General features: G+C 66.2%; 24 protein-coding genes. 14 read left to right on the top strand and 10 right to left on the bottom strand.

The features are described 5' to 3' along the window. Positions 1 to 48: 48 nt before the first annotated feature. Entirely contained in the window at positions 49 to 648 is a 600-nt protein-coding gene (locus tag N0K08_RS13315; RefSeq protein ID WP_261500860.1) for a ferritin-like domain-containing protein, read from the bottom strand. Between the two features lie 202 nt (positions 649 to 850). Between N0K08_RS13315 and N0K08_RS13320 the strand changes: the two genes are divergently transcribed. From N0K08_RS13320 to N0K08_RS13335, 4 genes are all read left to right on the top strand, one after another. After that, positions 851 to 1,456 (top strand): class I SAM-dependent methyltransferase, encoded by a 606-nt coding sequence (locus tag N0K08_RS13320; RefSeq protein WP_261500861.1) that lies wholly within the window; start codon positions 851 to 853, stop codon positions 1,454 to 1,456. Then, complete coding sequence (locus tag N0K08_RS13325; protein ID WP_261500862.1) at positions 1,441 to 2,220, top strand: tRNA-uridine aminocarboxypropyltransferase; 780 nt, start codon at positions 1,441 to 1,443, stop codon at positions 2,218 to 2,220. Before N0K08_RS13320 ends, N0K08_RS13325 begins: the two co-directional genes overlap by 16 nt. Positions 2,221 to 2,360: 140 nt before the next feature. Beyond that, positions 2,361 to 2,615 carry a hypothetical protein gene (locus N0K08_RS13330; protein ID WP_261500863.1) on the top strand — a complete coding sequence of 85 codons (255 nt, stop codon included), beginning with the start codon at positions 2,361 to 2,363 and terminating at the stop codon, positions 2,613 to 2,615. A 409-nt stretch (positions 2,616 to 3,024) separates the two neighbouring features. Beyond that, positions 3,025 to 4,104 carry an acyltransferase family protein gene (locus tag N0K08_RS13335; RefSeq protein WP_261500864.1) on the top strand — a complete coding sequence of 360 codons (1,080 nt, stop codon included), beginning with the start codon at positions 3,025 to 3,027 and terminating at the stop codon, positions 4,102 to 4,104. Here the strand turns inward: N0K08_RS13335 and N0K08_RS13340 are convergent. Then, the gene (locus tag N0K08_RS13340; protein WP_261500865.1) at positions 4,101 to 4,745 is read right to left on the bottom strand and encodes a DUF924 family protein; all 645 of its coding nucleotides are present in this window, start codon (positions 4,743 to 4,745) and stop codon (positions 4,101 to 4,103) included. The genes N0K08_RS13335 and N0K08_RS13340 overlap by 4 nt on opposite strands. 267 nt (positions 4,746 to 5,012) lie before the next feature. On the opposite strand from N0K08_RS13340, the gene N0K08_RS13345 reads away from it, so the two are divergent. Continuing rightward, the gene (locus N0K08_RS13345) at positions 5,013 to 6,305 is read left to right on the top strand and encodes a serine hydrolase domain-containing protein (protein ID WP_261500901.1); all 1,293 of its coding nucleotides are present in this window, start codon (positions 5,013 to 5,015) and stop codon (positions 6,303 to 6,305) included. 28 nt (positions 6,306 to 6,333) lie between these two features. On the opposite strand, the gene N0K08_RS13350 is transcribed toward N0K08_RS13345, so the two are convergent. Further along, positions 6,334 to 7,398, bottom strand: a complete 1,065-nt coding sequence (locus N0K08_RS13350; protein ID WP_261500866.1) for a porin — start codon at positions 7,396 to 7,398, stop codon at positions 6,334 to 6,336. Positions 7,399 to 7,675: 277 nt separating this feature from the next. Between N0K08_RS13350 and N0K08_RS13355 the strand changes: the two genes are divergently transcribed. The 5 genes from N0K08_RS13355 (at position 7,676) to N0K08_RS13375 (ending at position 12,170) form a co-directional block, all read left to right on the top strand. Next, on the top strand, positions 7,676 to 8,641 hold the full coding sequence (locus tag N0K08_RS13355) for a Bug family tripartite tricarboxylate transporter substrate binding protein (RefSeq protein ID WP_261500867.1): 966 nt from the start codon (positions 7,676 to 7,678) through the stop codon (positions 8,639 to 8,641). Positions 8,642 to 8,846: 205 nt separating this feature from the next. Next, positions 8,847 to 9,413, top strand: coding sequence for a DUF1439 domain-containing protein (locus N0K08_RS13360; RefSeq protein WP_261500868.1), 567 nt, complete (start codon positions 8,847 to 8,849; stop codon positions 9,411 to 9,413). 106 nt (positions 9,414 to 9,519) lie between these two features. Beyond that, positions 9,520 to 10,221: a glutathione S-transferase N-terminal domain-containing protein gene (locus tag N0K08_RS13365; RefSeq protein WP_261500869.1), complete on the top strand. Its 702-nt coding sequence runs from the start codon at positions 9,520 to 9,522 to the stop codon at positions 10,219 to 10,221. A 325-nt stretch (positions 10,222 to 10,546) separates the two neighbouring features. Then, positions 10,547 to 11,593 (top strand): pirin family protein, encoded by a 1,047-nt coding sequence (locus tag N0K08_RS13370; RefSeq protein WP_261500870.1) that lies wholly within the window; start codon positions 10,547 to 10,549, stop codon positions 11,591 to 11,593. 106 nt (positions 11,594 to 11,699) lie between these two features. Then, positions 11,700 to 12,170 carry an FKBP-type peptidyl-prolyl cis-trans isomerase gene (locus N0K08_RS13375; RefSeq protein WP_261500871.1) on the top strand — a complete coding sequence of 157 codons (471 nt, stop codon included), beginning with the start codon at positions 11,700 to 11,702 and terminating at the stop codon, positions 12,168 to 12,170. A gap of 15 nt (positions 12,171 to 12,185) precedes the next feature. On the opposite strand, the gene N0K08_RS13380 is transcribed toward N0K08_RS13375, so the two are convergent. Next, positions 12,186 to 13,070, bottom strand: a complete 885-nt coding sequence (locus N0K08_RS13380) for a gamma-glutamyl-gamma-aminobutyrate hydrolase family protein (protein ID WP_261500872.1) — start codon at positions 13,068 to 13,070, stop codon at positions 12,186 to 12,188. Between the two features lie 209 nt (positions 13,071 to 13,279). Between N0K08_RS13380 and N0K08_RS13385 the strand changes: the two genes are divergently transcribed. Next, on the top strand, positions 13,280 to 13,639 hold the full coding sequence (locus N0K08_RS13385; RefSeq protein WP_261500873.1) for an HPF/RaiA family ribosome-associated protein: 360 nt from the start codon (positions 13,280 to 13,282) through the stop codon (positions 13,637 to 13,639). 57 nt (positions 13,640 to 13,696) lie between these two features. Here the strand turns inward: N0K08_RS13385 and N0K08_RS13390 are convergent, their stop codons facing one another. The 3 genes from N0K08_RS13390 to N0K08_RS13400 form a co-directional block, all read right to left on the bottom strand. Beyond that, positions 13,697 to 15,097: an aspartate ammonia-lyase gene (locus N0K08_RS13390; protein ID WP_261500874.1), complete on the bottom strand. Its 1,401-nt coding sequence runs from the start codon at positions 15,095 to 15,097 to the stop codon at positions 13,697 to 13,699. 190 nt (positions 15,098 to 15,287) lie between these two features. Next, positions 15,288 to 16,205, bottom strand: coding sequence for a pirin family protein (locus N0K08_RS13395; protein ID WP_261500875.1), 918 nt, complete (start codon positions 16,203 to 16,205; stop codon positions 15,288 to 15,290). A gap of 11 nt (positions 16,206 to 16,216) precedes the next feature. Then, entirely contained in the window at positions 16,217 to 16,624 is a 408-nt protein-coding gene (locus N0K08_RS13400; RefSeq protein WP_261500876.1) for an OsmC family protein, read from the bottom strand. 257 nt (positions 16,625 to 16,881) lie between these two features. Between N0K08_RS13400 and N0K08_RS13405 the strand changes: the two genes are divergently transcribed. Together N0K08_RS13405 and N0K08_RS13410 are read left to right on the top strand one after the other, a co-directional pair. Then, complete coding sequence (locus N0K08_RS13405) at positions 16,882 to 17,145, top strand: hypothetical protein (protein WP_261500877.1); 264 nt, start codon at positions 16,882 to 16,884, stop codon at positions 17,143 to 17,145. A 173-nt stretch (positions 17,146 to 17,318) separates the two neighbouring features. Continuing rightward, positions 17,319 to 17,822, top strand: coding sequence for a pyridoxamine 5'-phosphate oxidase family protein (locus N0K08_RS13410; RefSeq protein WP_261500878.1), 504 nt, complete (start codon positions 17,319 to 17,321; stop codon positions 17,820 to 17,822). Positions 17,823 to 17,832: 10 nt separating this feature from the next. On the opposite strand, the gene N0K08_RS13415 is transcribed toward N0K08_RS13410, so the two are convergent. From N0K08_RS13415 to tkt, 3 genes are all read right to left on the bottom strand, one after another. After that, positions 17,833 to 18,807, bottom strand: coding sequence for a tripartite tricarboxylate transporter substrate-binding protein (locus tag N0K08_RS13415; protein WP_261500879.1), 975 nt, complete (start codon positions 18,805 to 18,807; stop codon positions 17,833 to 17,835). A gap of 206 nt (positions 18,808 to 19,013) precedes the next feature. Beyond that, positions 19,014 to 20,018, bottom strand: coding sequence for a type I glyceraldehyde-3-phosphate dehydrogenase (gene gap / locus N0K08_RS13420; RefSeq protein ID WP_261500880.1), 1,005 nt, complete (start codon positions 20,016 to 20,018; stop codon positions 19,014 to 19,016). Positions 20,019 to 20,062: 44 nt separating this feature from the next. Continuing rightward, positions 20,063 to 22,105, bottom strand: a complete 2,043-nt coding sequence (tkt, locus tag N0K08_RS13425) for a transketolase (protein WP_261500881.1) — start codon at positions 22,103 to 22,105, stop codon at positions 20,063 to 20,065. Between the two features lie 150 nt (positions 22,106 to 22,255). On the opposite strand from tkt, the gene N0K08_RS13430 reads away from it, so the two are divergent. Next, complete coding sequence (locus N0K08_RS13430) at positions 22,256 to 23,038, top strand: nucleotidyltransferase family protein (protein WP_315968003.1); 783 nt, start codon at positions 22,256 to 22,258, stop codon at positions 23,036 to 23,038. Positions 23,039 to 23,087 lie beyond the last annotated feature (49 nt).

Raw genomic sequence — 23,087 nt, forward strand, 5'->3', positions numbered from 1 at the left:
GGCGGCCCCGCCTCTGGCCGCGGCTTTTTGGCCTTGGATTCTGTGGCGTTATGCGCTGAGCCCGTTGGCAAGCCAGTCCGTGAGCTCTTCGGCGTGGCGCTGCTCTTGTTCGAGAATGGACTCGAGCAGGCGGCGCGTGGTCGGGTCCTTGTCGGCGATCAGGTCGATCATCTGGCTGTAGGCCTCGATGGCCACGCGTTCGGCGACCAGGTTGGCGCGCAGCATGGCCTGCAGTTCGCGTGCGGTGTTGTAGCTGGCGTGGCTGCGCTGGCTCAAGGTGTCGGGGTTGAAGTCGGGCTCGCCGCCCAGCTGGACGATGCGCTGGGCCAGCCGGTCGGCGTGCTGGGCTTCTTCGCTGGCATGCACCAGGAATTCACGCGCAATGGCCGGCGATGCCAGTCCGGTGGCCGTGAAATGGTGGCGCTTGTAGCGCAGCACGCAGACCCATTCGGTGGCCAGGGCGTCGTTGAGCAGGCCGATGATGTCTTCGCGCCAGGGGCCGAAATGCGGCGTCACGGCGCCCGCGCCCAACTGGGTCTTGGCCATTTCCAGATCGGCCTGGTTGAGTGCCAGACGCTCACGTGGCGCCGCAGCACTGGTGCGGGAGGGCTTGGTGGCCGTGCGGGCCACGGCGCTGGAGTGTTTCATGGTGGTCTCTCCATCGGCGCCCGGCGCAGTGGGCGCGGTGCAGCCCGGTGGGGCTGTGCCTTGAGAATAGGTCCGCCGGCACTGTCGGTGTGTGAGAAAAATGCGCAAAGACACTGGCGGCAAGGTCTTGGCAAAGACCGCGCGGACCGGCATTCGCGGGACGCTGGGCGATACTCACAGGCATTGGAATGGAGGAGAGCGCGTGAAATCTGCGAGTGACAGTTGGTTCGACGAGGCGTATTACCAGCGCTACTACTTCGACAAGAAGACGAGCGTGGTGGACCCGCAGCACATCGAACGACTGGGCAGTTTTGTCTGCAACTACCTCAAGTACCTGCGGGTGCCCGTGCGGCGCGTGCTGGATGTGGGCTGCGGCATCGGTCTGTGGCGCGAGGTGATCGCGCGGCATTTCCCCGAGGCCACGTTCCACGGTGTGGAGTACAGCGCCTATCTGTGCGAACGCTTTGGCTGGGAGCGCGGCTCGGTGGTCGACTACCGGGCGAGCGAGCCTTTTGATTTCGTCATCTGCCAGGGCGTGCTGCCCTATCTGAGCGCGGCCGACCTGAAGCTGGCGCTGCGCAACTTCGGCGCCTTGGGCCAGGGCGCGCTGTATATCGAAGCAGTGTCGCTGGAAGACTGGGAGCGCGACATTCTCGACGAGACGCTGACCGACCCGCGGCTGTTCCGCCACCGTGCCGAGCTGTACCGGCGCGGCCTGAGCCAGGGCTTCACCGAGCTGGGCGGCGGCGTCTGGCTGCACCGCGATGCCGAAGTGCCGCTGTTCGAACTCGAATGCGCGGCGCGGTGATGGCCGAGGAAATGCCCACGCCCCATGCGGTGTCGCGCTTGCGCACGGCACGCCTCGCGCGCAGCACCAAGCCTTTCATGGCCCGGGGCGGGCCGCGCGGCGAGCGTTGCGCGGGTTGCCGCCTGCGGCCCAGCCACTGCCTATGCGCCCTGCGCCCGACCCAGGCCACGCAGGCGGGTGTCTGTCTGCTGCTGGCCGATGCCGAGGCGCTCAAGCCCAGCAACACCGGTTGGCTGGTGGCCGATGTGGTCGCCGACACCTATGCCTTTGCCTGGGCACGCACCGAAGTGCACCCCGATCTGCTGGCGCTGCTGGCCGATCCGCAGTGGCAGCCCTATGTGGTGTTTCCCGGCGAGTACGTGGCCGGAGGGCGCGTGGTGCAGACCGTGACGCCCGGTACGCAGGCGAACGGCCTGGCCAAACGCCCGCTGTTCGTGCTGCTGGATGCGACCTGGTCCGAAGCGCGCAAGATGTTCCGCAAGAGCCCTTATCTGGACCGCTTTCCGGTGCTGAGCCTGCAGCCCGAACAGATGTCGCGCTACCAGCTGCGCCGCTCCACGCGCTCCGACCATTTCTGCACGGCCGAAGTGGCCGCGCTGTGCCTGGAGCTGGGCGGCGACAGCCGGGCCGCGCAGACGCTGGAAGCCTATTTCGATCTGTTCAGCCACCATTACCTGCAGGCCAAGCACCAGCTGCCGCCGGATCAGGACGGCGCGGCCTGCCAGCGCTGGCGAGCCCTGTCCGCGTCTCTGGCGGCGGACTGAGCGGGCCGGCACAATGGGGGCTGGCGGCGGCGCGGCTTTCACCCTGCGATGGGCTGCGCCGCGCGCTTGCGGCACAATCACGCCCCTTGCGGTCTTTGCCAGCCTTGGCTGACACCCGCCACCCTTTTCAAGAGATTTCCATGACCCAAGACCCCCGCGCCAAGCCCGACAACACGCCCGCGCCCCTGTGCGATTCCTGCGCCGGCATCCAGCAAAACTGGCGCCGCGCTAAAGGCCATGTCGAGCTGCAGCAGCACGGCAACCGCAAGGAAGAGCGCGCTTCGGGTCAGGTCACCGTCACGCGCTACCAGTGCGACCGCTGCGGCACGATCTGGGACTATGAAAACGACAAGCAGAACCTGCACGCCGGCTGGTCGGTAGTCAAGCAAGGCTGAGCCAGCCCTGCAACGCCGCAGCTGCGTTGCATATTTTTTCATCAGATACAAGCCTGCCGGCTTTCCGCAGCGGCCCGCGCCGTCGCTGCGGCATTCCTCCCGCGCTCCGGCAACCTCTGGAACCCCTACCGTTGCTTACATGCGTTGTCGGCCGCCGCCGCCGCATGCCCGTCTTTGCGTCGTATTCCGCTTATTAAAGTTGATAGCAAAGATCGTAGGCGGATGAATGGTTAGAATAAAAAAACGCTGAATGCTTTTCAGCCCGCCATGCGCTCGCATGGTGTCGATTTGCCGTGGCCTGAACGCCTTGTTCCGGCTCCACGCGGCAAAGTGCCGGCCACGCTGCCGGCATGTGCTTCCACGGTGGATGATTCGGGCTGCGCCCGGATGGATGAAAGGTTCTTCGGGTTTGGCTTTGCAAAATTTCCATCTGCGCTACAACCCAGCCCTCGACGGGCTGCGGGGTGTGGCCATCGTGCTGGTGCTTTTGTCCCATGCCCATGTGCCGCTGTTCGACGGCGCATTTCTCGGCGTGGACCTGTTCTTCGTGCTCAGCGGCTTTCTGATCACCGCGCTGCTGCTGCAGGAGGTCCAGGCCAACGGCCGTCTCGATTACTGGCGGTTTTACCGGCGCCGCTTTTTCCGACTGATGCCTGCGCTGCTGCTGTTCCTGGCGGCCTATTGCCTGGTGGCGCCGCTTTTGTGGCCGGACCTGGACGACATCTACCAGGACGCCCTGGTCTCGGCGCTGTACCTGGCCGACTATGGGATCGCCTTCTTCGACAGCCCCGATACGCTGCTGCACATGTGGTCGCTGTCGGTCGAGGAGCACTTCTACCTGATCTGGCCGCCGTTGCTGGTGCTGTTGCTGCGCAGCGCCGGGGCGCAGAAGCTGTGGCGGCCCATCCTGCTGCTGTGGGTGCTCAGCGGCCTGTGGCGCCTGCTGTGGGTAGGCCAGGGCCAGCAGTTCTACGAAATCTTCTTCCGCTTCGATACCCGCGCCTCGGGCCTGCTCGCCGGCAGCCTGCTGGCGGCGCTGGCGCTGGGCAAGCCCCGCTGGCTGGAGCTGCTGCGCTCGCGCCTGCACCACGCCATGTGGCTGCCGCTGGCGATTCCCCTGCTGATGTCGCTGGAGTGGGACAACCAGGCGGTGATGGTCTGGGGCATCACGGTGGTGGAATGCGCGGCCCTGGTGTTGCTGGTCGCGGTGCAGCAGCGCAGCGGACTGGTCTACGACATGCTGAGCGCGCCGGTGCTGGTGCAGCTGGGCCGGCTGTCCTACGGGGTATACCTGTGGCACTACCCGGTGGTGCGCTATCTGCGGGCCGATTATTCCTGGCCGGTGGTGGTGGTCGCGGGGTTGGCGATCTCGGTCGCGCTGTCGGCCTTGTCGTTCTACACCGTGGAGCGCTGGGCGCTGCGCTGGCGCGACAGGCCGCGGCGCGAGGCGGACGCCGCCGGCGAGCGCACTCCGGCCACGGCCAGTTAGAACCCTGACCCTGGCTGGGCCAGGTAGGCCAGCTCGGCCTCCGTGCTGCTGCGCCCCAGGACGGGGTTGCGGTGGGGGAAGCGGCCAAAGCGCGTGATCACATCCTGGTGCTTGTGGGCATAGTCCAGCGTGCCGGCCAGCAGGCCGCGCAGCTCGGGGGGCGCCAGGTCATGCAACTGGGTGAAGGCGGCGACGCTTTGGGCCTGCAAGGGGCTGTCTTCGGCGTGTTCCAGCGGCAGGTAGAAGAAGATGCGCGCCACCGTCGGCACGCTGGGGTCGGTGTCGTGGCCGGCGAGCATGCCGTCCAGCGCCAGTTGCAGTGCCTGCGCGTCGCCGGCAAAGCTGTGGGGCGTGCCGCGAAACAGGTTGCGCGTGAACTGGTCGAGCAGCAGGATCAGCGCCAGCCGGCCCAGCGGCGAGCCGGCCCAGCCGTCGAGTGCGCCGGACAGCGCTTCGTCGACCAGCGGGCCGAAGCGCGTGCGGATTTCTGCATCGGTGGCGTCGGACTTGGCAAACCACAGCGGCTGGCGCGTGAGGGCGTCGGCATCCGTGGGCTGGGCTGAGCCCAGCCAGTAGCCGAGCACGTCGGCAATGCGTGGATCGGCGGGCGTGCCTGCGGATGGGTGGGTGGTGTCGGGCATGGGGCAAGGCTCCTGAGTCGGCAGAAAGCCATTGTGCCGTGCACCTGTCGCGCACCAGACGCAGCGAGGGTTATGGCGCATGACATGCCGGAGCACCGCTGACAGACTGCTTTGGACCATGCCTGCCCATGGAGGGCTGGCAGGTGAACCCACAGGAGTCTTTACATGCCATTGCGCACGCCTGCGACAGCGTTGGTTCCGTTTTTGCGTTCATCGCGCCTTCTGCGTCCGGTGTACGCGCTTCCCGGCCTGGCGGCCCGGTGGGGCATGGCCGGGGCCTTGGGCCTGGGTGGACTGCTGCCCGCCGCGGCCCTGGCGCAGACTGCGCCGGCCCTGCCGCCGCCGGCCTCGGTCACGCTGGATGCGCTGGGCTTGATGCAAGGCTTTCTTCCGCCGCCGGACAAGCGTGTGGACTTGAGCAACAGCGGCAAGTACCCGCAGATGCGCTGGACCTTGCAGCATTTGCGCGAACTCAAGCCCACGCAGAGTATCCGGCGCGGCAACCAGCCGGTGAGCGCACTGACGGAGGCCACGCTACCGCTGGGCGACATGCAGTTCGTCAGCGACAAGGGCCAGCCCATCACGGTCAACCAGTGGCTGGACAGCACTTACACCGATGCGCTGGTGGTGCTGCACAAGGGCAAGGTGGTGTTCGAGCGCTACCAGAACCAGATGCAGCCGGCTTCGCCGCATCTGCTGTTTTCGGTGACCAAGTCCTTCACCGGCCTGATGGCCGCGCAGCTGGCCCATGACGGCAAGCTCGACCCCGAGGCGCTGGTGACCAAATACCTGCCCGAGCTGGCTTCTTCGGCCTGGGGCGACATGACCGTGCGCCAGGTCATGGACATGACCGGGGCCGTGCGGTTTCGCGAGGTCTACACCGACCCGACCAGTGAAGTCTTCGGTTATTCACTGGCTTCGGGCTTGATGGAACGCCCGCCGGGCTACCAGGGTGCGGCCAATGTCTATGACTTCCTCAAGACCTTGCCCAAGGAAGGCACGCATGGCGAAGGCTTTGTCTACCGCACCGTGCATTCCGAAGTGCTGGGCTGGATCGTCTCGCGCGTCACGAACCGGCGCTGGAGCGATCTGATGAGCGAGCAGCTGTGGCAGAAGATGGGCATGCAGGAAGATGCCTATGTGATGGTCGACAGCGCGGGCACTCCGCTGCAGGGCGCGGGCCTGAACGCCACGGCGCGTGACCTGGCGCGCGTGGGTGAAATGCTGCGCCTGGGTGGGCGCTTCAATGGCCAGAAGATTTTCGACCAGGCCGTGGTGGACGACATCCGCAAGGGTGGCGACCGTGAGAAGTTCAAGTTCGGCGGCATCCAGGCCGCACGGCCGGGCTACAGCTACCGCAACCAGTGGTGGGCGCTGCACAACGCCGATGGTGCCTACGAAGCCGCAGGCATCCATGGCCAGTTCATCCACGTCAATCCCAAGGCCGAGATGGTGGTGATCAAGCTGTCGTCACACCCCATGGCGGCTGCCGCCTACACCCATGCGCTCACGCTCAAGGCCTGGGCGGCCCTGGCGGATGCGGTGCGCGACAAGCCCTAGGCGGCGCTAGGCCCCCGGGGCCCGGGGGTCAGAACGAGTGGGTCACGCCGAGGCTGAGGCCGTTCGAGCGTTCCTTGTTGCCCACGCCCTGGTAGTTGCCTTTCCACTTCGTCGTGTCCAGCTCCAGGTAGAGCTTGGTGCGGCGCGACAGGTGGTAGTCGACAAAGCCGATCAGGCGGGTGAAGCCGTCGTCCTGGAGGCCGGTGCGCTCGCGGTCGACCTTGTAATAACCGCCGTTCAGGCTGATCTGGTTGCTCACGGCGTAGTTGGCGCCGGCGGCCAGCACCTTGTTGGTGGTTTGCGTGGTGGCGCTGGTGTCGGCCTGGTTGCGACCGAAATTCAGTATCAGGCGCAGCTTGCCGCTCGTCCAGACGCCGCCGATGGTGGCCGCGTCCAGCGCCAGGCCGTTGGCGTCGTGGAACTGGGTGTAGGCGCTGGTCAGCAGCAGGTCGCCGGCCGCGTAGTTCAGGCCCAGGCCCTTGGAGTCCAGACGCTGGCTGCCTGCGGCGGATTCGCCAAAGCTGTACATGGCGCGGGCCGTCAGGCCGCCAAACGTGCCCGAGTACTTGATCGAGTTGTTCACGCGGTTGGAAGAGCCGTCGCTGTTGGTCGCGCCGTACTCCTTGCCCAGGCGGTGGCCGGTGAGGCTGGTCACCTGGATGTTGGGGTTGAGTCCGGCAAAGCGCAGGCCTATGGGATCGGCGATGCCCGCGGAATCGGCCACCAGCGTGTTCTGGCGACCGGCGGTCACCGCGCCCCATTTGCCGGCCAGGCCGACCACGGCGGCGCGGTCGAAGAAACCGGCGGGCGAGCCGGACGTGCCCGCGTCCACGCCCAGCGTGGATTCGAGGTTGAAAGTGGCCTGCAAGCCGCCGCCCAGGTCTTCCTGGCCGCGCACGCCCCAGCGGCTGGTCGGGCCGACACCGCTGTTGACCACGGACGTGCTGTTGGGCGCGCCGGCATAGCCTGCGGTCAGGCCGCTTTGCGTGCGCGCGGCGATATCCACAATGCCGTAAATGGTCACGTTGCTTTGTGCGAAGGCGGGCAGGGCCGCGCCCATGGCCAGCAGGGCCAGCGTCGAGATTTTTTTCATTCCATGTCTCCTGGATGTAATTGTTGGTAATGTCGAGCCGCGGAGTTTGTATGGGGGGCCGTCGTTTTGGCCAGACTGTTTTGGGCATAGCAGCTATGTGCTGTTGCGTCCAGGCTCCAGTAGGCTGCGGATGTGGGCTATGCCGTACTGCTATATCTGTGAGTGCGCCAGCCTACTTGCGCTCAGCTGCAATGGGGGCGAGAGTCGGCGGCATGCGCAGCGCTGCCCGCAGGGGGCTTGGGCGCACGTTTTTTATCCATACAAGAGACTGACAGCTATGACATTGCAGCGTTCGCTCGGCGCCCTGGTGGCTTCCGCGCTATTCACCACCGTGGCTTTTGCGCAGAATTTCCCGTCCAAGCCGGTGCGCATCGTGGTGCCGTTCGGCGCTGGCGGCGTGGCCGATGTGACGGCGCGCGTGGTGGCCCAGAAAATGGGCGAAGCGCTGGGCCAGGCGGTGGTGATCGAGAACAAGCCCGGCGCGGGCGGCATCGTCGCGGGCGACACGGTGGCCAAGGCTGATCCCGACGGCCACACCCTGCTGCTGATGTCCAACGCCACGGCCGTGAGCGAAACCCTGTTCAGGAGCCTGCCGTTCAAGACCTCGCAGGATTTCGTGCCGGTCTCCACGCTGGGCTACTTTGACCTGGCCGTGGTCACGGCCGCCAACTCGCGCTTCAAGACGTTTGGCGAACTGCTGGCCTATGCCAAGGCCAACCCCGGCAAGCTGAACCTGGGCTCGATCAATGTGGGCAGCACGCAAAACCTGACGGCCGAGCTGTTCAAGTCCACCGCTGGCGTGGATGTGCAAATCATTCCTTTCAACGGCACGCCCGCCGTGGTGACCGCGCTGCGCGGCGGCCAGATCGACGCCGCCGTGGAAATCGTGGCGCCCGTGCTCACCCAGATCCAGTCCAAGGCCTTGCGCGCGCTGGCCGTGACCAGCGACAAGCGTGCGGCGGTGCTGCCCGATGTGCCCACCACCCGGGAAGCCGGCCTGCCCGGTTATGTGGCCCGCAGCTGGAATGCGCTGGCCGCGCCCGCCAGGACGCCTGCGCCGGTGATTGCCCGGCTGAACCAGGAGATCGTCGCTGCGCTGAACGCGCCCGACGTGAGGAAGAAGCTCCATGACCTGAACGTGGAGGCCCAGTCCAGCACGCCGCAGGAAGCTTCGGCGCTTCTGGCCTCGGAAATCAAGCGCTGGGGCGACGTGATCAAGACGGCCAAGATTCCGATCCAGTGAGCTGACGCCGCGCGGCCGGCCGCTATCGGCCTGGCAGCGCGGGCTTGGCCGCGGGGTCACAAACGGCGACAATCGCCCGGGTCCGCAGGGAACTTTGCCGCTGTTTTTCGCACGAACGGCATTCGTTCACCGTGGGTCCGCTGCGTTCCGGGCGGCCTGCACTGCCCTTGTTGCTTTTCACTGCCTCGTCACGGATTTTCCCGCCATGCTTCGCCGCCGCTTTCTGCTCAGTTCCCTGGTGTCCACCGCACTGTTGTCCACCGCCTGCTCTGGAAAATCGGTGCCGCGCCATGTGATCGTTTCGGCGGAAAAGTTGCAGCAGGCCGTGGCCCAGCGCTTCCCCCGGCAGTACCCGGTAGCGGGGCTGCTGCAGCTGCAGCTGCAGGCGCCTAGCCTGCAATTGCTGCCCGAGTCGAATCTGATCAAGGCCCAGATCGCGACCAGCCTGTCGGGTCCGGTGCTCAAGCAAGGCTATGGCGGCCGCATGGAAGTCGACTTTGCGCTGCGCTACGAAGCCAGCGACCGCACGGTGCGCGCACAGAGCATCACCGTCCACCGCCTGGAGCTCGACGGCCTGCCGCCGGCCCTGGCCGAAATGCTTTCCACCTACGGCGGCGGCATCGCCGCGCAGGCCCTGGACGGGGTGGTGCTCTACCAGATGCAGGACAAGGACCTGGCGCTGATGGACGCACTGGACATGCAGCCCGGCGCCATGCGCGTCACACCCCAGGGCCTGGAGATCGCGCTCGACCGCAAGCCCCAGGCGCGTTGAAGGGCCGCGGACTTGAAGGCGCGTACCATGGGCGCGGGAGACTGCCTGGCGCTGTCCGGCGCGTGCGGCAGTCACATGTCCATTGCAACCTGAGTCCTTGACGCCCATGACCGATCTGTCCGTCTTTCCCATCACCCGCAAGTGGCCGCCCCAGCACCCGGAGCGCCTGCAGCTGTACTCCCTGCCCACGCCCAACGGCGTCAAGGTGTCGATCATGCTGGAAGAGATCGGCATGCCTTACGAAGCGCACACCGTGCGTTTTGACAGCCAGGACCAGCTGTCGCCGGCCTTTCTGTCGCTGAACCCGAACAACAAGATTCCCGCCATCCTCGACCCGCACGGCCCGGGCGGCGAGCCGCTGGCGCTGTTCGAGTCGGGTGCCATCCTGATCTACCTGGCCGAGAAGTCGGGCAAATTCATCCCGCTGAATGCCTCGGCGCGCTACGAGACGCTGCAGTGGCTGATGTTCCAGATGGGCGGCATCGGGCCGATGTTTGGTCAGCTGGGCTTTTTCAACAAGTTTGCCGGCAAGGACTACGAGGACAAGCGTCCGCGCGACCGCTATGTGGCCGAGTCACGGCGCCTGCTGCAGGTGCTGGAGCAGCGCCTCGAAGGCCGCGACTGGATCATGGGCCGCGACTACACCGTGGCCGACATCGCCATCCTGCCCTGGGTGCGCAACCTGGTCGGCTTTTACGAAGCCGCGGACCTCGTGGGCTGGGAGAAGTTCAGCAACCTGCACCGTGTGCTGGACAACTGGCTGCAGCGCCCGGCCGTGCAGCGGGGGTTGGAGATTCCGCCGCGGTGAAGTAGTGGAGCACCCCCTGAGCGGCTGACGCCGCTCCCCCCTCTCATCCTTCGGTGGAGGGGGGCGACAGCTTCGCGGCGCGGCGGCGCTTGCTCGCTGTCCCCTTGCTGGGGTGCGCCGGTTTCGTAGGCCGTAGGCGATTCGACAGCTGAAAAAACGCCCCGTTCGGCTACGCCGCTTCCCCTCACCTTCGGTGCGACAGACTGTTCCACCGGTGGGGCTTCTCTTTGTGGCCCTGGCTCGCATGTAATGGGGTATCTGTCCATTCTTGTCTGCTGCCGGCCTGCGCGCGGCTGCAGGCTGCCATGCCAAGGAGTTCCCCGCCATGACCACCGCTACCACCTCGCCCGTCCTCCAGGCCCAGGCCCTGGGCCCGCAATGGCCTACGCTGGACCCGTTCCTGTTCTGTGCCCACCACGACGACAGCTATCCGGCCAGCGACGGCAAGATGGGTGTGCAGGCGGTGGAATTCGAAGGCCGCGAGATGGGCAGCGACTTCAGCCGCAAGGACGGCTGGAGCATGTACCACGGCGACCATGTGCCCGGCTTTCCCGGCCACCCGCACCGCGGCTTTGAAACCGTTACCCTGGTGCGCAAAGGCCTGATCGACCATTCGGATTCGCTCGGGGCCGCGGCGCGCTTTGGCCGCGGCGACGTGCAGTGGGTCACGGCCGGCGAAGGCATCGTGCACTCGGAGATGTTCCCGTTGCTCAACAGCGACCAGCCCAATCCGCTGGAGCTGTTCCAGATCTGGCTGAACCTGCCCGCGGCCTCGAAGATGGTCGCGCCGCACTTCACCATGTTCTGGGACGAGCGCATTCCCCGCCTGGTGCACACCGACGCGCAGGCCAAGCGCACGACGGTGACGGTGATCGCCGGCGCACTGGCGGGCGCCGATGCGCCGCTGGCGCCGCCGCCCGAATCCTGGGCTTCGCAGGACGCGGCCGATGTCGCGATCTGGACGCTGCACATGGAGCCCGGCGCGACCTGGACGCTGCCCGCGGCGCGCGGCCAGGGCACGCGCCGCATGCTGTACTTCTTTGCCGGTGAAAGCCTGCAGATCGGCAATGTCCTGGCGGACCGGCACGCGGCGCTGGAACTGGTGGCCGGGCAGGACTGGCAATTGGTCAACACCGGCAGCACGGCCGTGGAATGCCTGCTGCTGCAGGGCCGGCCGCTGAATGAGCCGGTGGTGAAGTACGGCCCCTTCGTGATGAACACCCAGGAGGAAATCATGCAGGCCCTGCAGGACTACCGCCGCACCCAGTTCGGCGGCTGGCCCTGGGCCGAGCAGGATCCGGTGCATGGCAGCGAGCCGCGCCGGTTTGCGCGCTATCCCGGTCAGGCCGAGGACGAGGTGCCCGGCGAATAAGGCCGGCTGGCAGGGCTGTCCAAACACGGCCCTGCCGCTTGGCATCGCAATCGGGGACAATCCCAGCGCCGGGCTGGACGCAGCCCTTTGAACGGACACTTTTTACATGAACATCAGCAAAGACACCGCCGTCACCATCCACTACACCATCACCGATCAGCAGGGCAAGCGCCTGGACGACGGCGATGTGGCCTACCTGCATGGCGGCTACGACAACCTGTTCGCCAAGGTCGAGGAAGCCCTGGAAGGCAAGACCGTGGGCGCCACGGTGACCGTGGACCTGGCCGTGGAAGACGCTTTCGGCGCGCGTGACGAAAGCCTCAAGCGCAGCATTCCCAAGGCCGAGTTCCCACCGGGCGTGAAAGTCGGCGGCCAGTTGCGCGGCAGCAACGACCAGGGCGAGCCACAGATCTACCACGTGGTGAAGATCAAGGGCCCTGAAGTGCTGCTCGACGGCAACCATCCGCTGGCCGGCATGGCCTTGCGCTTCACCGGCAAGGTCAACGAAGTGCGCGCCGCCACGGCCGAAGAAATCACCCACCGCCATGTGCATGGCGGCCACGGCCACCACCATTGAGCATGGCGCGGCGCGCTATGCGCCGCGTTTCATGCGCAGCAGCGCGCGCTTGAGCAGGCGCGCGGCCCGGTTCCTGATCTGAAACGGGCTGTGTCCGGGGAAGGGCAGGATGCGGCTGCGGCCGCAGGCCTGCAGGAAGTCGGCCAGCAGGGCCGAGTCGTCGAGCGTGCTGCCGTCGGCGCTGCGAAATTCCGGGTGCCATTGGGTGGCCGCGATGTAGCCGCCGGCCTGGCGCGGCTGGCGGCGTATGGCTTCGGGAATATGGTCGGGAATGCTCCAGGCTTCGACAGCAAAACCCGGCGCGATCTGCTTGATGCCCTGGTGGTGAATGCTGTTGACGCGCGCACGCAACTGGCCTGGGTACAGCTGCGCCAGCCGCGAGCCTTCGACCAGGGCGATGTCGTGGGCATGGCGGTCGTATTCCGTGGCGTCACGGTGCGATTGCGCGCCCGGTACCTGGGTCTGCAGGTCCTGGTAGAGCGTGCCGCCGAAAGCCACATTGATCAGTTGCAGACCCCGGCAGACGCCGAAGATCGGCTTGCCGGCCTGGGCGAAAGCTTCGACCAGGGCCAGGTCGTAGAGGTCGCGTACCCGGTCGCCCAGCCATTCGGGGCGCAGCGGCTCTTCGCCGTAGCTGCCGGGCCAGACATCGGCGCCGCCATGCATCACCACGCCATCGAGCCAGTCGGCATAGTGGGCCAGCGTCACGTCGCCGCGCGCGGTCTGCCCCGTGGGGCAGGGCACCATCACCACCATGGCGCCGGCCGACATGATCCAGTGGGCGATGGATTGCTCGACGTATTGCAGGGTTTTGCCGGTGAACAGCGGGCGCTCGGCGTCGGCGTGGGAAAAGCAGGCCGACAGGCCGATCTTGAGACGTCGCGAAGCAGGCTGGGACATGGCGTGGAACGGGCGCTTGCAAAAGCACCGGGTCGCTGCGGATGCTTGGCATTATGGCGCCAAGAGCCGCGGACGCATTGGCTTGCATGTTTCCGGTGACATGGTCATGACGGGCGACCCGTTTGGGGCTAGGATGGGTCAAGACGTGGTTTTATTCAGGGGTGACCCAACCCGCCGGCACCCGCCGGCATTTGGCCAAAGGAGACAGCATGCAAATCCAGGTGCACACGGACAACATCATCCAGGGCGGAGACTCTCTGGCGAAGTGGGTGCAGAGCGAACTCATCACCCGCCTGGCGCGTTTCAACGAATACATCACGCGGGTCGAAGTGTTTCTCTCCGACACCGATGCACGCAAAGTCCAGGGCAGCCTCAAGCGCTGTGTGCTGGAAACCCGGGTCCACGGCCGCCAGCCGATTGCGGTGAACGCGGAAGCCGAAAAAATGGCCGAAGCCGTCAACGCCGCGACGGAAAAACTCATCCGCGCGGTGGAAAACGACCTGGGCCGGCTCAAGGACAAGAACGGCCGCGAGACCATACGCACCCAGGAGTTGCCCGACGAGGTATGAGGGCCGGCCGCTGTGGCGGCCCATTCGCAAAGCAAAGGGCGCCTGGCGCCCTTTTTTTTATGCAGCAGTCAGCGCGCCCGCTTGGGTCAGCTTGTCAGCCACCAGCAACTGCTTCATTTCGGCCTGGCCCATGATGCCCAGGCTTTCTGCGACTTCGGCAATGGGCCGGCCCGTGGCGATGGCCGCCTTGGCGATCGCGGCCGATTTCTCGTAGCCGATCAGCGGGTTCAGCGCCGTGACCAGCGTCACCGACTCGGCGATGCGCGTGCCCAGCAGCGCTTCGTTGGCGGTGATGCCTTCGACGCAGTTCACCTGCAGCGTATGGCAGGCACGCGCCAGGTGCGTGAGGCTCTTGTGCAGCGCCCAGCCCATCAGCGGCTCGAAGGCGTTGAGCTGCAGCTGGCCGGCTTCCGAGGCCATGGTGATGGCCACGTCGTTGCCTATGACTTCGAAACAGACCTGGTTCATCACTTCGGGGATCACGGGGTTGACCTTGCCCGGCATGATGGACGAGCCGGCCTGGCGTGCGGGCAGCTGGATGTCAGCGATGCCGGCCTGCGGGCCCGAGGACAGCAGGCGCAGGTCGTTGCTGATCTTGGACAGCTTGCTGGCGATGCGCTTGAGGATGCCCGAGATGTCGACGAAGGCGCCGGTGTCGGCCGTGGCGGCGATCAGGTTGCCGGCCTTGGTGACGGGCACGCCGGAGAGTTCGGCGAGCTGGGGGATGACCACATCCACATAGCCCACGGGAGCGTTGATGCCGGTGCCGATGGCGGTGCCGCCCATGTTGACTTCGGTCATCAGGTAGGCGGATTCGCGCAGGCGCTTTTCGTCGTCGGCAATCATCGCGGCAAAGGCGGCGAATTCCTGGCCCAGCGTCATCGGCACGGCGTCTTGTAGTTGTGTGCGGCCGATTTTGAGGATGGGGGCGAATTCTTCGGCCTTGGCCTGGAAGGCGCCGCGCAGGGCGGCCAGGGCGGCGAGCAGGTGCTGGATGCCGAACCAGGTCGCGAGCTTGAGCGCGGTCGGGTAGGCATCGTTGGTGCTTTGCGAGGCATTGACGTGGTCGTTGGGATGCAGCACGTCGTAGCGGCCTTTGGGTAATCCCAGGTGCTCGAGGGCACGGTTGGCGATCACCTCATTGGCGTTCATGTTCGTGGAGGTGCCGGCGCCGCCCTGGATCACATCGACCACGAATTGGTCGTGCAGCTGCCCGGCGATCAGGTCGTCACAGGCTTGGGCGATGGCGGTGGCTTGAATTTCAGTGATGGCACCCAGGGCCAGGTTGGCGTGGGCTGCGGCCTTCTTGACGAATGCAAAGGCGCGAATGAGTTCCGGCATGTGGGCCACGCTGTGGCCGGTGATGGGGAAGTTTTCCACCGCACGCGCGGTGTGAACACCCCAGTAGGCGTCGGGAGGAATGGTTTTGATGCCGATGAAGTCGTGTTCTTGACGCATGGATCTGCTTTCAGAGGGAAAAAGTACACACAAGACGTGCAAACGCCGCCTTGCTGGAAGGCGGCGTTTGCGTGGGCAGGCCAGGTGAGGGCGTACACCCTCTGCCTGAACTGCGGGCATTATCGGCCAGCGCGCGCATGGCCTGCCCCTATTTGGTGCATAACCTCGTGAAATAGACCCCCGGGTCGCTTCAGCCTGCGCGCAGCCGGCCTTCGAGCGCCGGGGCCGTCAAAGGGGGCAGCGGCGAAGCCACGCGTTGGCCAAACCGTCCCGCCTGGCCGTCGGGAGGCGGTCCGGCCTGCCAGTCGGCCAGGGCCTGCTCCATTTCTTCCTGGGTGCGGCCGACAAAATTCCACCACAGCAGCACGTCTTCGTGCATGGGCGCGCCGCCCAGCAGCAGCAGGCGGGTGCCGGGCGTGCAGTGCAGCGTGAGCTCGCTGCGGCCGGCCGGCAGGAAGAGGAGTTCATCGGGCGTGGCGGCAGCGCCGTCCACGTCTACGCTGCCGGTGAGGACGAGCACGGCGTATTCAAAGTCCGGGCGCAGCGGCAGCGCTGTGGTGACTGCCACGCCGGCCTGCGCGGGCAAGGCCAGGTCCAGCGCGACCAGGGGGCTGTGCACCTGCACGGGCGAGACGACACCCAGGGCTTCGCCGGCCAGCACGCAGATCTCCAGGCCGTCCTGCGTGCAGCGCGGCACGTCGGGGTAGTGCTGAAAGCGCGGCGGCATGTCGCGCTGGTCGCCGGGCAGGGCAATCCACAGCTGGGCCGCATGGATGCGCGGGCTGCCCAGGCTTTCTTCGGAGTGGGCGATGCCGCGGCCGGCGGTCATGAGGTTGACCTGGCCCGGGCGTATGACCTGCTCCGAGCCCAGGCTGTCGCGGTGCAGCACTTCGCCTTCTATCATCCAGGTGAAGGTCTGCAGGCCGATGTGCGGATGCGGGCCGACCTGCAGGCTGTGCTCGGTGCTCTGCGCCGCAGGCCCGAGGTGGTCGAGAAAGCACCAGGCGCCGACCTTGCGCAGCGCGCGCTGGGGCACGGCGCGGTGCACGGGAAGGCCGCCGACGTCGGCCAGGCGGGTGGACAGGCGCTCAGGGGTAGTGGGTTGCATGGCAGTCTCCATCAGGTGGGGGTCAGCTGGGTATGGATGCGCACGTCGCCCGTCAGCAGCTTGTGCACCGGGCAGGCTTCGGCAACCTGTTGCAGGCGGGTCCGCTGGCTATCGTCGAGCGGGCCTTCTAGCGTGATCACGCGTTCCAGGTCGTTGCCGCTTTCCGGCCTGCCGTCGGGGTTGAGCCGCAAGTCTATGTGCAGGCCCGTGAGCGGCCATTGCTTGCGCTGGGCATACATCTGCACTGTGATCGTGGTGCAGGCTCCCAGCGCGGACAGCAGCAGCTGCGTGGGGCTGGGGGCGGTGTCGCCACCCCCCAGCGCTACAGGCTCGTCCGCCTGCCAGCGGTGGCCGGCAGGGTCGGTCAGCGTGACGCGGTAGGGGATGGTGGTGCTGGCGGCATGCGCGCTATCGGCCATGGCGGGGCTTTCTTTCAAGGACAGGGCAGAGCCCGGGCAGCCTCCAGCATAGCCGCGCGCGCCGGGTGCCGGCAAACTGTCAAAAAGCCATCCGCTGACAGACTGCGAGCGCAATAGGCGTTAAATTGGTAACGACACCATTCTTTGGTCAGGGCGAATCTGATTCCCCTCGGCCCCCTGGCGAGCCCCGGCTTGCCCAGTCCCTGCGCAGCCTGGCTGTACAGCGGGGCCTGATTCCACCCCTTCAGGAGATTTTCATGACCACTGCGCCTCGCACCGAATTCCCAGAGAATTTTCAGGCCCGCATTCGCGGCCATGTGCAACACCGGGTGGGCGATGGCCCGCTGGCCGACGTTCCGCCGGGCCTGACCGTGCAGGTGGGCACGGCCATTGCCAGCATGGTGCTGTCGTGGGAGTCGGAAGGCCAGCCCGTGACCATCACCTTGGCCAAGGCCGAGTTCGAGCTGTATGTGGCCAACGGCGCCATCGAAGTCCAGGGCATGGACGCCACGGTGGCGTGACCGGACGCCCGGCCTCCCAGCCTCTACCAGGTCCCGCAAGGGACTTTTTTCATGGGGCCGGCGAATGCCCCATGGCGTGTCCAGGGGGCATGGGCAGGGGCCGCTCTCCGACATGCGGGGGCCGTGCCGCTGTCTAGAGTCACAAGCATCCACCCGTTCACAAGGAGATGCACATGGCCGAGAGTACGAATCCGCGCGAAACCCTTTGGCACCTGGTCAATGGCATTCATTTCGCCATGATCACCTACCGCCATGCGGACGGCAGCCTGCGCGCCTGTCCCATGACCATGGCCAACAGGGGCGGGCAGGAAGAGCGGGTGCATTTTTACTTCTTGTTGAGCCGGGACAGCGACCTGGCGCGTTGCGTGGCCAACGACGGCCACATCCAGATCAGCTTTGCCGATCCGGGGGCCGACAGCTACGTCTCGGTGAGCAGCTACGCCAGCCTGAGCGAAGACCGGGTGCTCAAGGAAACGCTCTGGAACACGGCCGCGAAGGCCTGGTTCACCGATGGCGTGGAGGACGTCAACCTGGCGGTGCTGGTGGCGCCCGTGACGTCGGCCGAGTACTGGGATGCCCAGGACAACAAGCTGGTGCAGCTGTACCGTAAGGCCAAGGCGGCGGTCACCGGCGAGGAGTCCGTGGGCACGGGCGAGCACCAGACTTTGCGCTTGTGAGAGCGCGCGGCTACTCGACGCGTGCCCCCGAAACGCGCACGATCTGGGCCGCGTTCTGCCAGTCTTTTTGCAGCAACTGCTTGAAGCCCGCGGGCGTGTCGGTCGCGGCTTCCGCACCCAGCTTGCGGATGCGTTCCTGGACCACGGGGTCGGCCAGCACCTGGCTGACGGCGCTGTTGAGCTTGCGCACTTCGGCGGCCGGTGTGCCGGCGGGGGCGAGCAGGCCGTACCAGGTGTCGAACTGGTAGCCGGCAAAGCCCGATTCGGCCACCGTCGGCAGGTCGGGCAGGAACGGCGAGCGCTTGGGGCCGGTGTAGGCCAGCAGTTGCACGCGCGGGTCGTCCTTGAAGGCGATCAGACCCGTGGTGGCGGCCGTCACGCCCTGCACACGGCCGGCGAGCAGCTCGCGCACGGCGTCGCCCGTGGACTTGTAGGGAATGTGTTGCTGCTGCACCCCGGCCTGGGCGAGAAAGGACGCCATGCCCAGGTGGGAGGCGCTGCCATTGCCCGCCGAAGCGTAGTTCCAGGGCGTGGGGCTGGCCTTGGCGGCGGCCACCCATTGCGCCAGGCTGCGGGCCTGTCCCGCGGGCGCGGCGATCACATAGCCCGACGAGGCGACCAAGGCCACGGGTTCGAAGTCGTTGACCGGATGAAAGCCCAGCTTGGGGTACATGTGGCCCGTGAAGTGGTGGCTCGCGGCTGCCATGACCAGGGTATTGCCGTCGGGCTTGGCGCGGGCCACGCCCAGCGTGCCCAGGGTGCCGCCCGCGCCGGGCTTGTTCTCGATCACGATGTTGGCCTGCAGCGCCTGGCCGAGCTCATTGCTGAAGGCGCGCAGCACCGTGTCCTGCACCGCGCCAGCGCCAAAGGGCACGACGATGTGGATGGTGCGGTCGGCGGCGGCGGCCATGCCGGCAGCGCCCAGACCCCAGGCGAGGGCAGTGGAGGCGAGAAGGCGGCGGCGGGTGAGGGCAGGCTGGTGCATGGCGAGTGGAGGCAAGGCGGATGTCGGACGGCGGCGCCGTGGAATCAGCCAGTCTATGCACGCTCTCTTATGCGGCCAACGCATTCTTTCGCATGAGCAAATGCGGAAAACATTCTTGGTGGGCTCGGCGATGAAAAAAGCGCCAGCCCCCTTGCAGGGGCTGGCGCTTGGCAGGCGACCTGCGCTCGTCAGCGCAGGCAGCTTGATTACTTGGCGGCGACGACGCGCACCATTTCCAGGCACTTGTTCGAGTAGCCCCATTCGTTGTCGTACCAGCTGACGATCTTGACGAAGGTCGAGTCCAGCGCCAGGCCGGCTTCGGCGTCGAACACCGAAGTGCAGGATTCACCGCGGAAGTCGGTGGCAACCACCTTGTCTTCGGTGTAGCCCAGCACGCCCTTCAGGGCGCCTTCGGACTGGGCCTTCATTTCGGCGCAGATTTCGGCGTAGGTGGCTTCGCTGTTCAGTTCCACCGTCAGGTCGACCACCGACACGTCGGAAGTCGGCACGCGGAAGGACATGCCCGTGAGCTTCTTGTTGAGTTCGGGAATCACCACGCCCACGGCCTTGGCAGCGCCAGTGCTCGAAGGGATGATGTTTTCCAGAATGCCGCGGCCGCCGCGCCAGTCCTTGTTCGACGGGCCGTCGACGGTCTTTTGCGTTGCCGTGGCTGCGTGCACGGTGGTCATCAGGCCGCGCTTGATGCCCCACTTGTCGTTCAGCACCTTGGCCACGGGGGCCAGGCAGTTGGTGGTGCACGAAGCGTTGGAGATGATGGCTTCGCCAGCGTAGGTCTTGCAGTTCACGCCGAACACGAACATCGGCGTGTCGTCCTTGGAAGGAGCCGACAGGATGACCTTCTTGGCGCCTGCGTCGAGGTGCTTCTGTGCGGTTTCCTTGGTCAGGAACAGGCCCGTGGCTTCGATCACGATGTCGGCGCCGACTTCATTCCACTTCAGGGCTGCAGGGTCGCGCTCTTGGGTCAGGCGGATGGGCTTGCCATTGACCACCAGGGTGTTGCCTTCGACGGCCACGGTGCCCTGGAAACGGCCATGCACGCTGTCGTACTTGAGCATGTAGGCCAGGTAGTCGGGTTCGAGCAGGTCGTTGATGCCCACGACTTCGATGTCGCTGCCAAAGTTCTGCACCGCTGCGCGGAACACCATGCGGCCGATGCGGCCGAACCCGTTGATACCAATCTTGATGGTCATAGTTGCCTCTTGAAGTGAAATGACGAAACCTGTTCCTGGACGGATTACTTTTTCTTCTGCTGGCGCAGCACGGCTTGCACCGTGGCAGCGACATTTTCCTCGGTGAAGCCGAAGTGCTTGAACAGCACGCCAGCGGGCGCCGATTCGCCGTAGCTGTCGATACCGACCACGGCGGCGCAGCCGTACTTCCACCAGAAGTCGGTCACGCCCATTTCCACGGCAACGCGTGGCAGGTGGGCGGGCAGGACCTTGGTCTTGTACTTGACGTCTTCGCGGTCGAAGGTGGTGGTGCTGGGCATGGAAACCACGCGCACGGCGATCTTCTGGATGGCCAGCAGCTTCTGCGCCTGGATGGCCAGTTGCACTTCCGAGCCGGTGGCGATGATCACGGCCTGGGCGGGCTGGTCGAGGCCGATGTCGATGGGCTCGCTCAGCACGTAGGCGCCGCGGCTGATGTCGCCGGCTTCGCGCTTGTGGGCATAGGCCAGGTTCTGGCGGCTCAGCAGCAGGGCCGTGGGCTTGTTGCGCTGCGACAGGGCGGCGCTCCATGCGACGGCGGTTTCGGTGGTGTCACCTGGACGCCACACGTCCAGGCCGGGGATCAGGCGCAGGCTGGCAGCGTGCTCGATCGACTGGTGGGTCGGGCCGTCTTCGCCCAGACCGATGGAGTCGTGCGTGAAGACGTGGATAACGCGCTGCTTCATCAGCGCGGCCATGCGGATGGCGTTGCGGCTGTAATCGCTGAACGTCAGGAAGGTGCCGGCGTAGGGGATGAAACCACCGTGCAGGGCGATGCCGTTCATGATCGCGGCCATGCCGAATTCACGCACGCCGTAGTTGATGTGGCGGCCGCCGACGCCGTGCTCGGTCTTGACCACGTCGCCCTTGTCGTCGAAGCGCAGCGCAGGCGTGCTCTTGGTGTTGGTGAGGTTGGAGCCGGTCAGGTCAGCCGAGCCGCCGAGCATTTCGGGCAGGGCTGCGGTGAAGGCTTCCAGCGCCATCTGGCTGGCCTTGCGGCTGGCCACGGTTTCGCCCTTGGCGATGGTGTCGACCACGGTGTTCACCGCGACCTGGGCAAAGTTCTTGGGCAGGTCGCCAGCCATGCGGCGGGTGAATTCCGAGGCCAGCTCGGGGAAGGCCTTGGCGTAGGCCGTGAACTTCTTGTTCCAGGCAGCTTCGGTCTTGGCGCCCGCGGCCTTGGCATCCCAGTCGCCATAGACTTCGGCGGGGATTTCGAAAGGCGTGTGGGACCAGCCCAGCGCAGCGCGCGTCAGACCGATTTCCTCGCCACCCAGGGGTTCGCCGTGGGCCTTGGCCGTGTCCTGGCGGTTGGGCGAGCCCTTGCCGATGTTGGTCTTGCAGATCACCAGCGTGGGCTTGGTGGCGCTTTTCTTGGCCTGGGCAATGGCAGCGTCGACAGCGACGACGTCATGGCCGTCCACGGGGCCGATCACGTTCCAGCCATAGGCTTCGAAACGCTGGGCGGTGTTGTCGATGAACCAGGGCGTGACCTGACCGTCGATGGAGATGCCGTTGTCGTCGTACAGGGCGATCAGCTTGTTGAGCTTCCAGGCACCGGCCAGGGCCGCGGCTTCGTGCGAAATGCCTTCCATCAGACAGCCGTCACCCATGAAGACATAGGTGTGGTGGTCGACGATGGTGTGGCCCTTGCGGTTGAACTCGGACGCCAGCAGCTTTTCGGCCAGCGCAAAGCCCACGGCGTTGGTCACGCCCTGGCCCAGCGGGCCGGTGGTGGTTTCCACGCCAGGAGTGACGCCCACTTCAGGATGGCCGGCGGTCTTGCTGTGCAGTTGGCGGAAGTTTTTCAACTCGGCCATGGGCAGGTCGTAGCCTGTGAGGTGCAGCAGCGCGTAAATCAGCATCGAACCATGGCCGTTCGACAGGATGAAACGGTCACGGTCAGCCCAATGCGGGTTGACCGGGTTGTGCTGGAGGTGGCGGCTCCACAGGGCCACGGCCATATCGGCCATGCCCATGGGGGCACCGGGGTGACCGGAGTTGGCTTGTTGAACGGCATCCATTGCGAGTGCGCGGATCGCATTCGCCATTTGTTGAGTGTTGGCCATCAGGGCGCTCCGAAAAAGGAGGAAGTTTGTCAGGGTAAGCCCGCCATTTTAAGGTGTGCCCCGTTTTGCACGACAGTGCGGGGCAATGCACTACAGTCCAGGCCATGGTCAAACCCCTGTTTGCACTGCATTTTTCGGAGCCCTGAGCGCATGTCTTCTGTCCCCGCGTCGTCCTTGTCCAAGACGGAATCACCGGTCTTTTCCGGTGCTGTCCAGCCTCCGGCCATGCTGCTGGCCGCCGGCCGTGGCGAGCGCATGCGCCCGCTGACCGACCATTGCCCCAAGCCGCTGCTGGAGGTGCAGGGCCGGCCCTTGCTGCAATGGCACCTGCAGGCCCTGGCCCAGGCGGGCGTGCCGCGCGCCGTGATCAATACCGCCTGGCTGGGCGCGCAGATCCCAGCACGTCTGGGGACCGCATTTGACCGCCTGCCCCTGGCCTATTCGCACGAAGATCCGACAGGACAGGGCCAGCCGCTGGAGACGGCCGGCGGCATCGCGCGCGCGCTGCCGCAGCTCGCGCCCGTGTTCTGGCTCGCGGCCGGCGATGTGTTCGCCCCCGACTTCGTGTTCGATGCCGCGGCGGCCGCGGCTTTCGCTGCCAGCGACCAACTGGCCCACCTGTGGCTGGTGGCCAATCCCGAGCACCATCCCGAGGGCGATTTCGGCTTGTCGGACCAGGGCCTGGCGCTGGATCTGCCCGCCGGCGATCCGCGTCCGCGCTGGACATACAGCACCATCGCCTTGCTGCGCGCCGAGCTGTTCGCGCCGCCCTGGTGCGACATTCCCGTGGGCAATCCCCTGGGCGCGCGCGCGGCGCTGGGCCCGCTGCTGCGCCGCGCCATGGCCGCGGGCCGCGTGGGCGCTTCGCTGTACACCGGTCGCTGGACCGACGTGGGCACGCCTGCACGCCTGGATGCACTGAACACCCCCTGAGCCGCTTCGCGCTAGGCGCGCCCCGTCTTCCCCCTCTCAACCTTCGGTG

Source organism: Acidovorax bellezanensis (genome assembly GCF_025421555.1).
Classification (GTDB): Bacteria; Pseudomonadota; Gammaproteobacteria; order Burkholderiales; family Burkholderiaceae_C; genus Comamonas; species Comamonas bellezanensis.

Coding starts and splice junctions, on each gene's coding strand:
- N0K08_RS13315 (WP_261500860.1), bottom strand. CDS start 648: ATGAAACACTCCAGCGCCGTGGCCCGCACGGCCACCAAGCCCTCCCGC.
- N0K08_RS13325 (WP_261500862.1), top strand. CDS start 1,441: ATGCGCGGCGCGGTGATGGCCGAGGAAATGCCCACGCCCCATGCGGTG.
- N0K08_RS13330 (WP_261500863.1), top strand. CDS start 2,361: ATGACCCAAGACCCCCGCGCCAAGCCCGACAACACGCCCGCGCCCCTG.
- N0K08_RS13340 (WP_261500865.1), bottom strand. CDS start 4,745: ATGCCCGACACCACCCACCCATCCGCAGGCACGCCCGCCGATCCACGC.
- N0K08_RS13345 (WP_261500901.1), top strand. CDS start 5,013: ATGGCCGGGGCCTTGGGCCTGGGTGGACTGCTGCCCGCCGCGGCCCTG.
- N0K08_RS13350 (WP_261500866.1), bottom strand. CDS start 7,398: ATGAAAAAAATCTCGACGCTGGCCCTGCTGGCCATGGGCGCGGCCCTG.
- N0K08_RS13355 (WP_261500867.1), top strand. CDS start 7,676: ATGACATTGCAGCGTTCGCTCGGCGCCCTGGTGGCTTCCGCGCTATTC.
- N0K08_RS13360 (WP_261500868.1), top strand. CDS start 8,847: ATGCTTCGCCGCCGCTTTCTGCTCAGTTCCCTGGTGTCCACCGCACTG.
- N0K08_RS13365 (WP_261500869.1), top strand. CDS start 9,520: ATGACCGATCTGTCCGTCTTTCCCATCACCCGCAAGTGGCCGCCCCAG.
- N0K08_RS13370 (WP_261500870.1), top strand. CDS start 10,547: ATGACCACCGCTACCACCTCGCCCGTCCTCCAGGCCCAGGCCCTGGGC.
- N0K08_RS13375 (WP_261500871.1), top strand. CDS start 11,700: ATGAACATCAGCAAAGACACCGCCGTCACCATCCACTACACCATCACC.
- N0K08_RS13380 (WP_261500872.1), bottom strand. CDS start 13,070: ATGTCCCAGCCTGCTTCGCGACGTCTCAAGATCGGCCTGTCGGCCTGC.
- N0K08_RS13385 (WP_261500873.1), top strand. CDS start 13,280: ATGCAAATCCAGGTGCACACGGACAACATCATCCAGGGCGGAGACTCT.
- N0K08_RS13390 (WP_261500874.1), bottom strand. CDS start 15,097: ATGCGTCAAGAACACGACTTCATCGGCATCAAAACCATTCCTCCCGAC.
- N0K08_RS13395 (WP_261500875.1), bottom strand. CDS start 16,205: ATGCAACCCACTACCCCTGAGCGCCTGTCCACCCGCCTGGCCGACGTC.
- N0K08_RS13400 (WP_261500876.1), bottom strand. CDS start 16,624: ATGGCCGATAGCGCGCATGCCGCCAGCACCACCATCCCCTACCGCGTC.
- N0K08_RS13405 (WP_261500877.1), top strand. CDS start 16,882: ATGACCACTGCGCCTCGCACCGAATTCCCAGAGAATTTTCAGGCCCGC.
- N0K08_RS13410 (WP_261500878.1), top strand. CDS start 17,319: ATGGCCGAGAGTACGAATCCGCGCGAAACCCTTTGGCACCTGGTCAAT.
- N0K08_RS13415 (WP_261500879.1), bottom strand. CDS start 18,807: ATGCACCAGCCTGCCCTCACCCGCCGCCGCCTTCTCGCCTCCACTGCC.
- gap (WP_261500880.1), bottom strand. CDS start 20,018: ATGACCATCAAGATTGGTATCAACGGGTTCGGCCGCATCGGCCGCATG.
- tkt (WP_261500881.1), bottom strand. CDS start 22,105: ATGGCCAACACTCAACAAATGGCGAATGCGATCCGCGCACTCGCAATG.
- N0K08_RS13430 (WP_315968003.1), top strand. CDS start 22,256: ATGTCTTCTGTCCCCGCGTCGTCCTTGTCCAAGACGGAATCACCGGTC.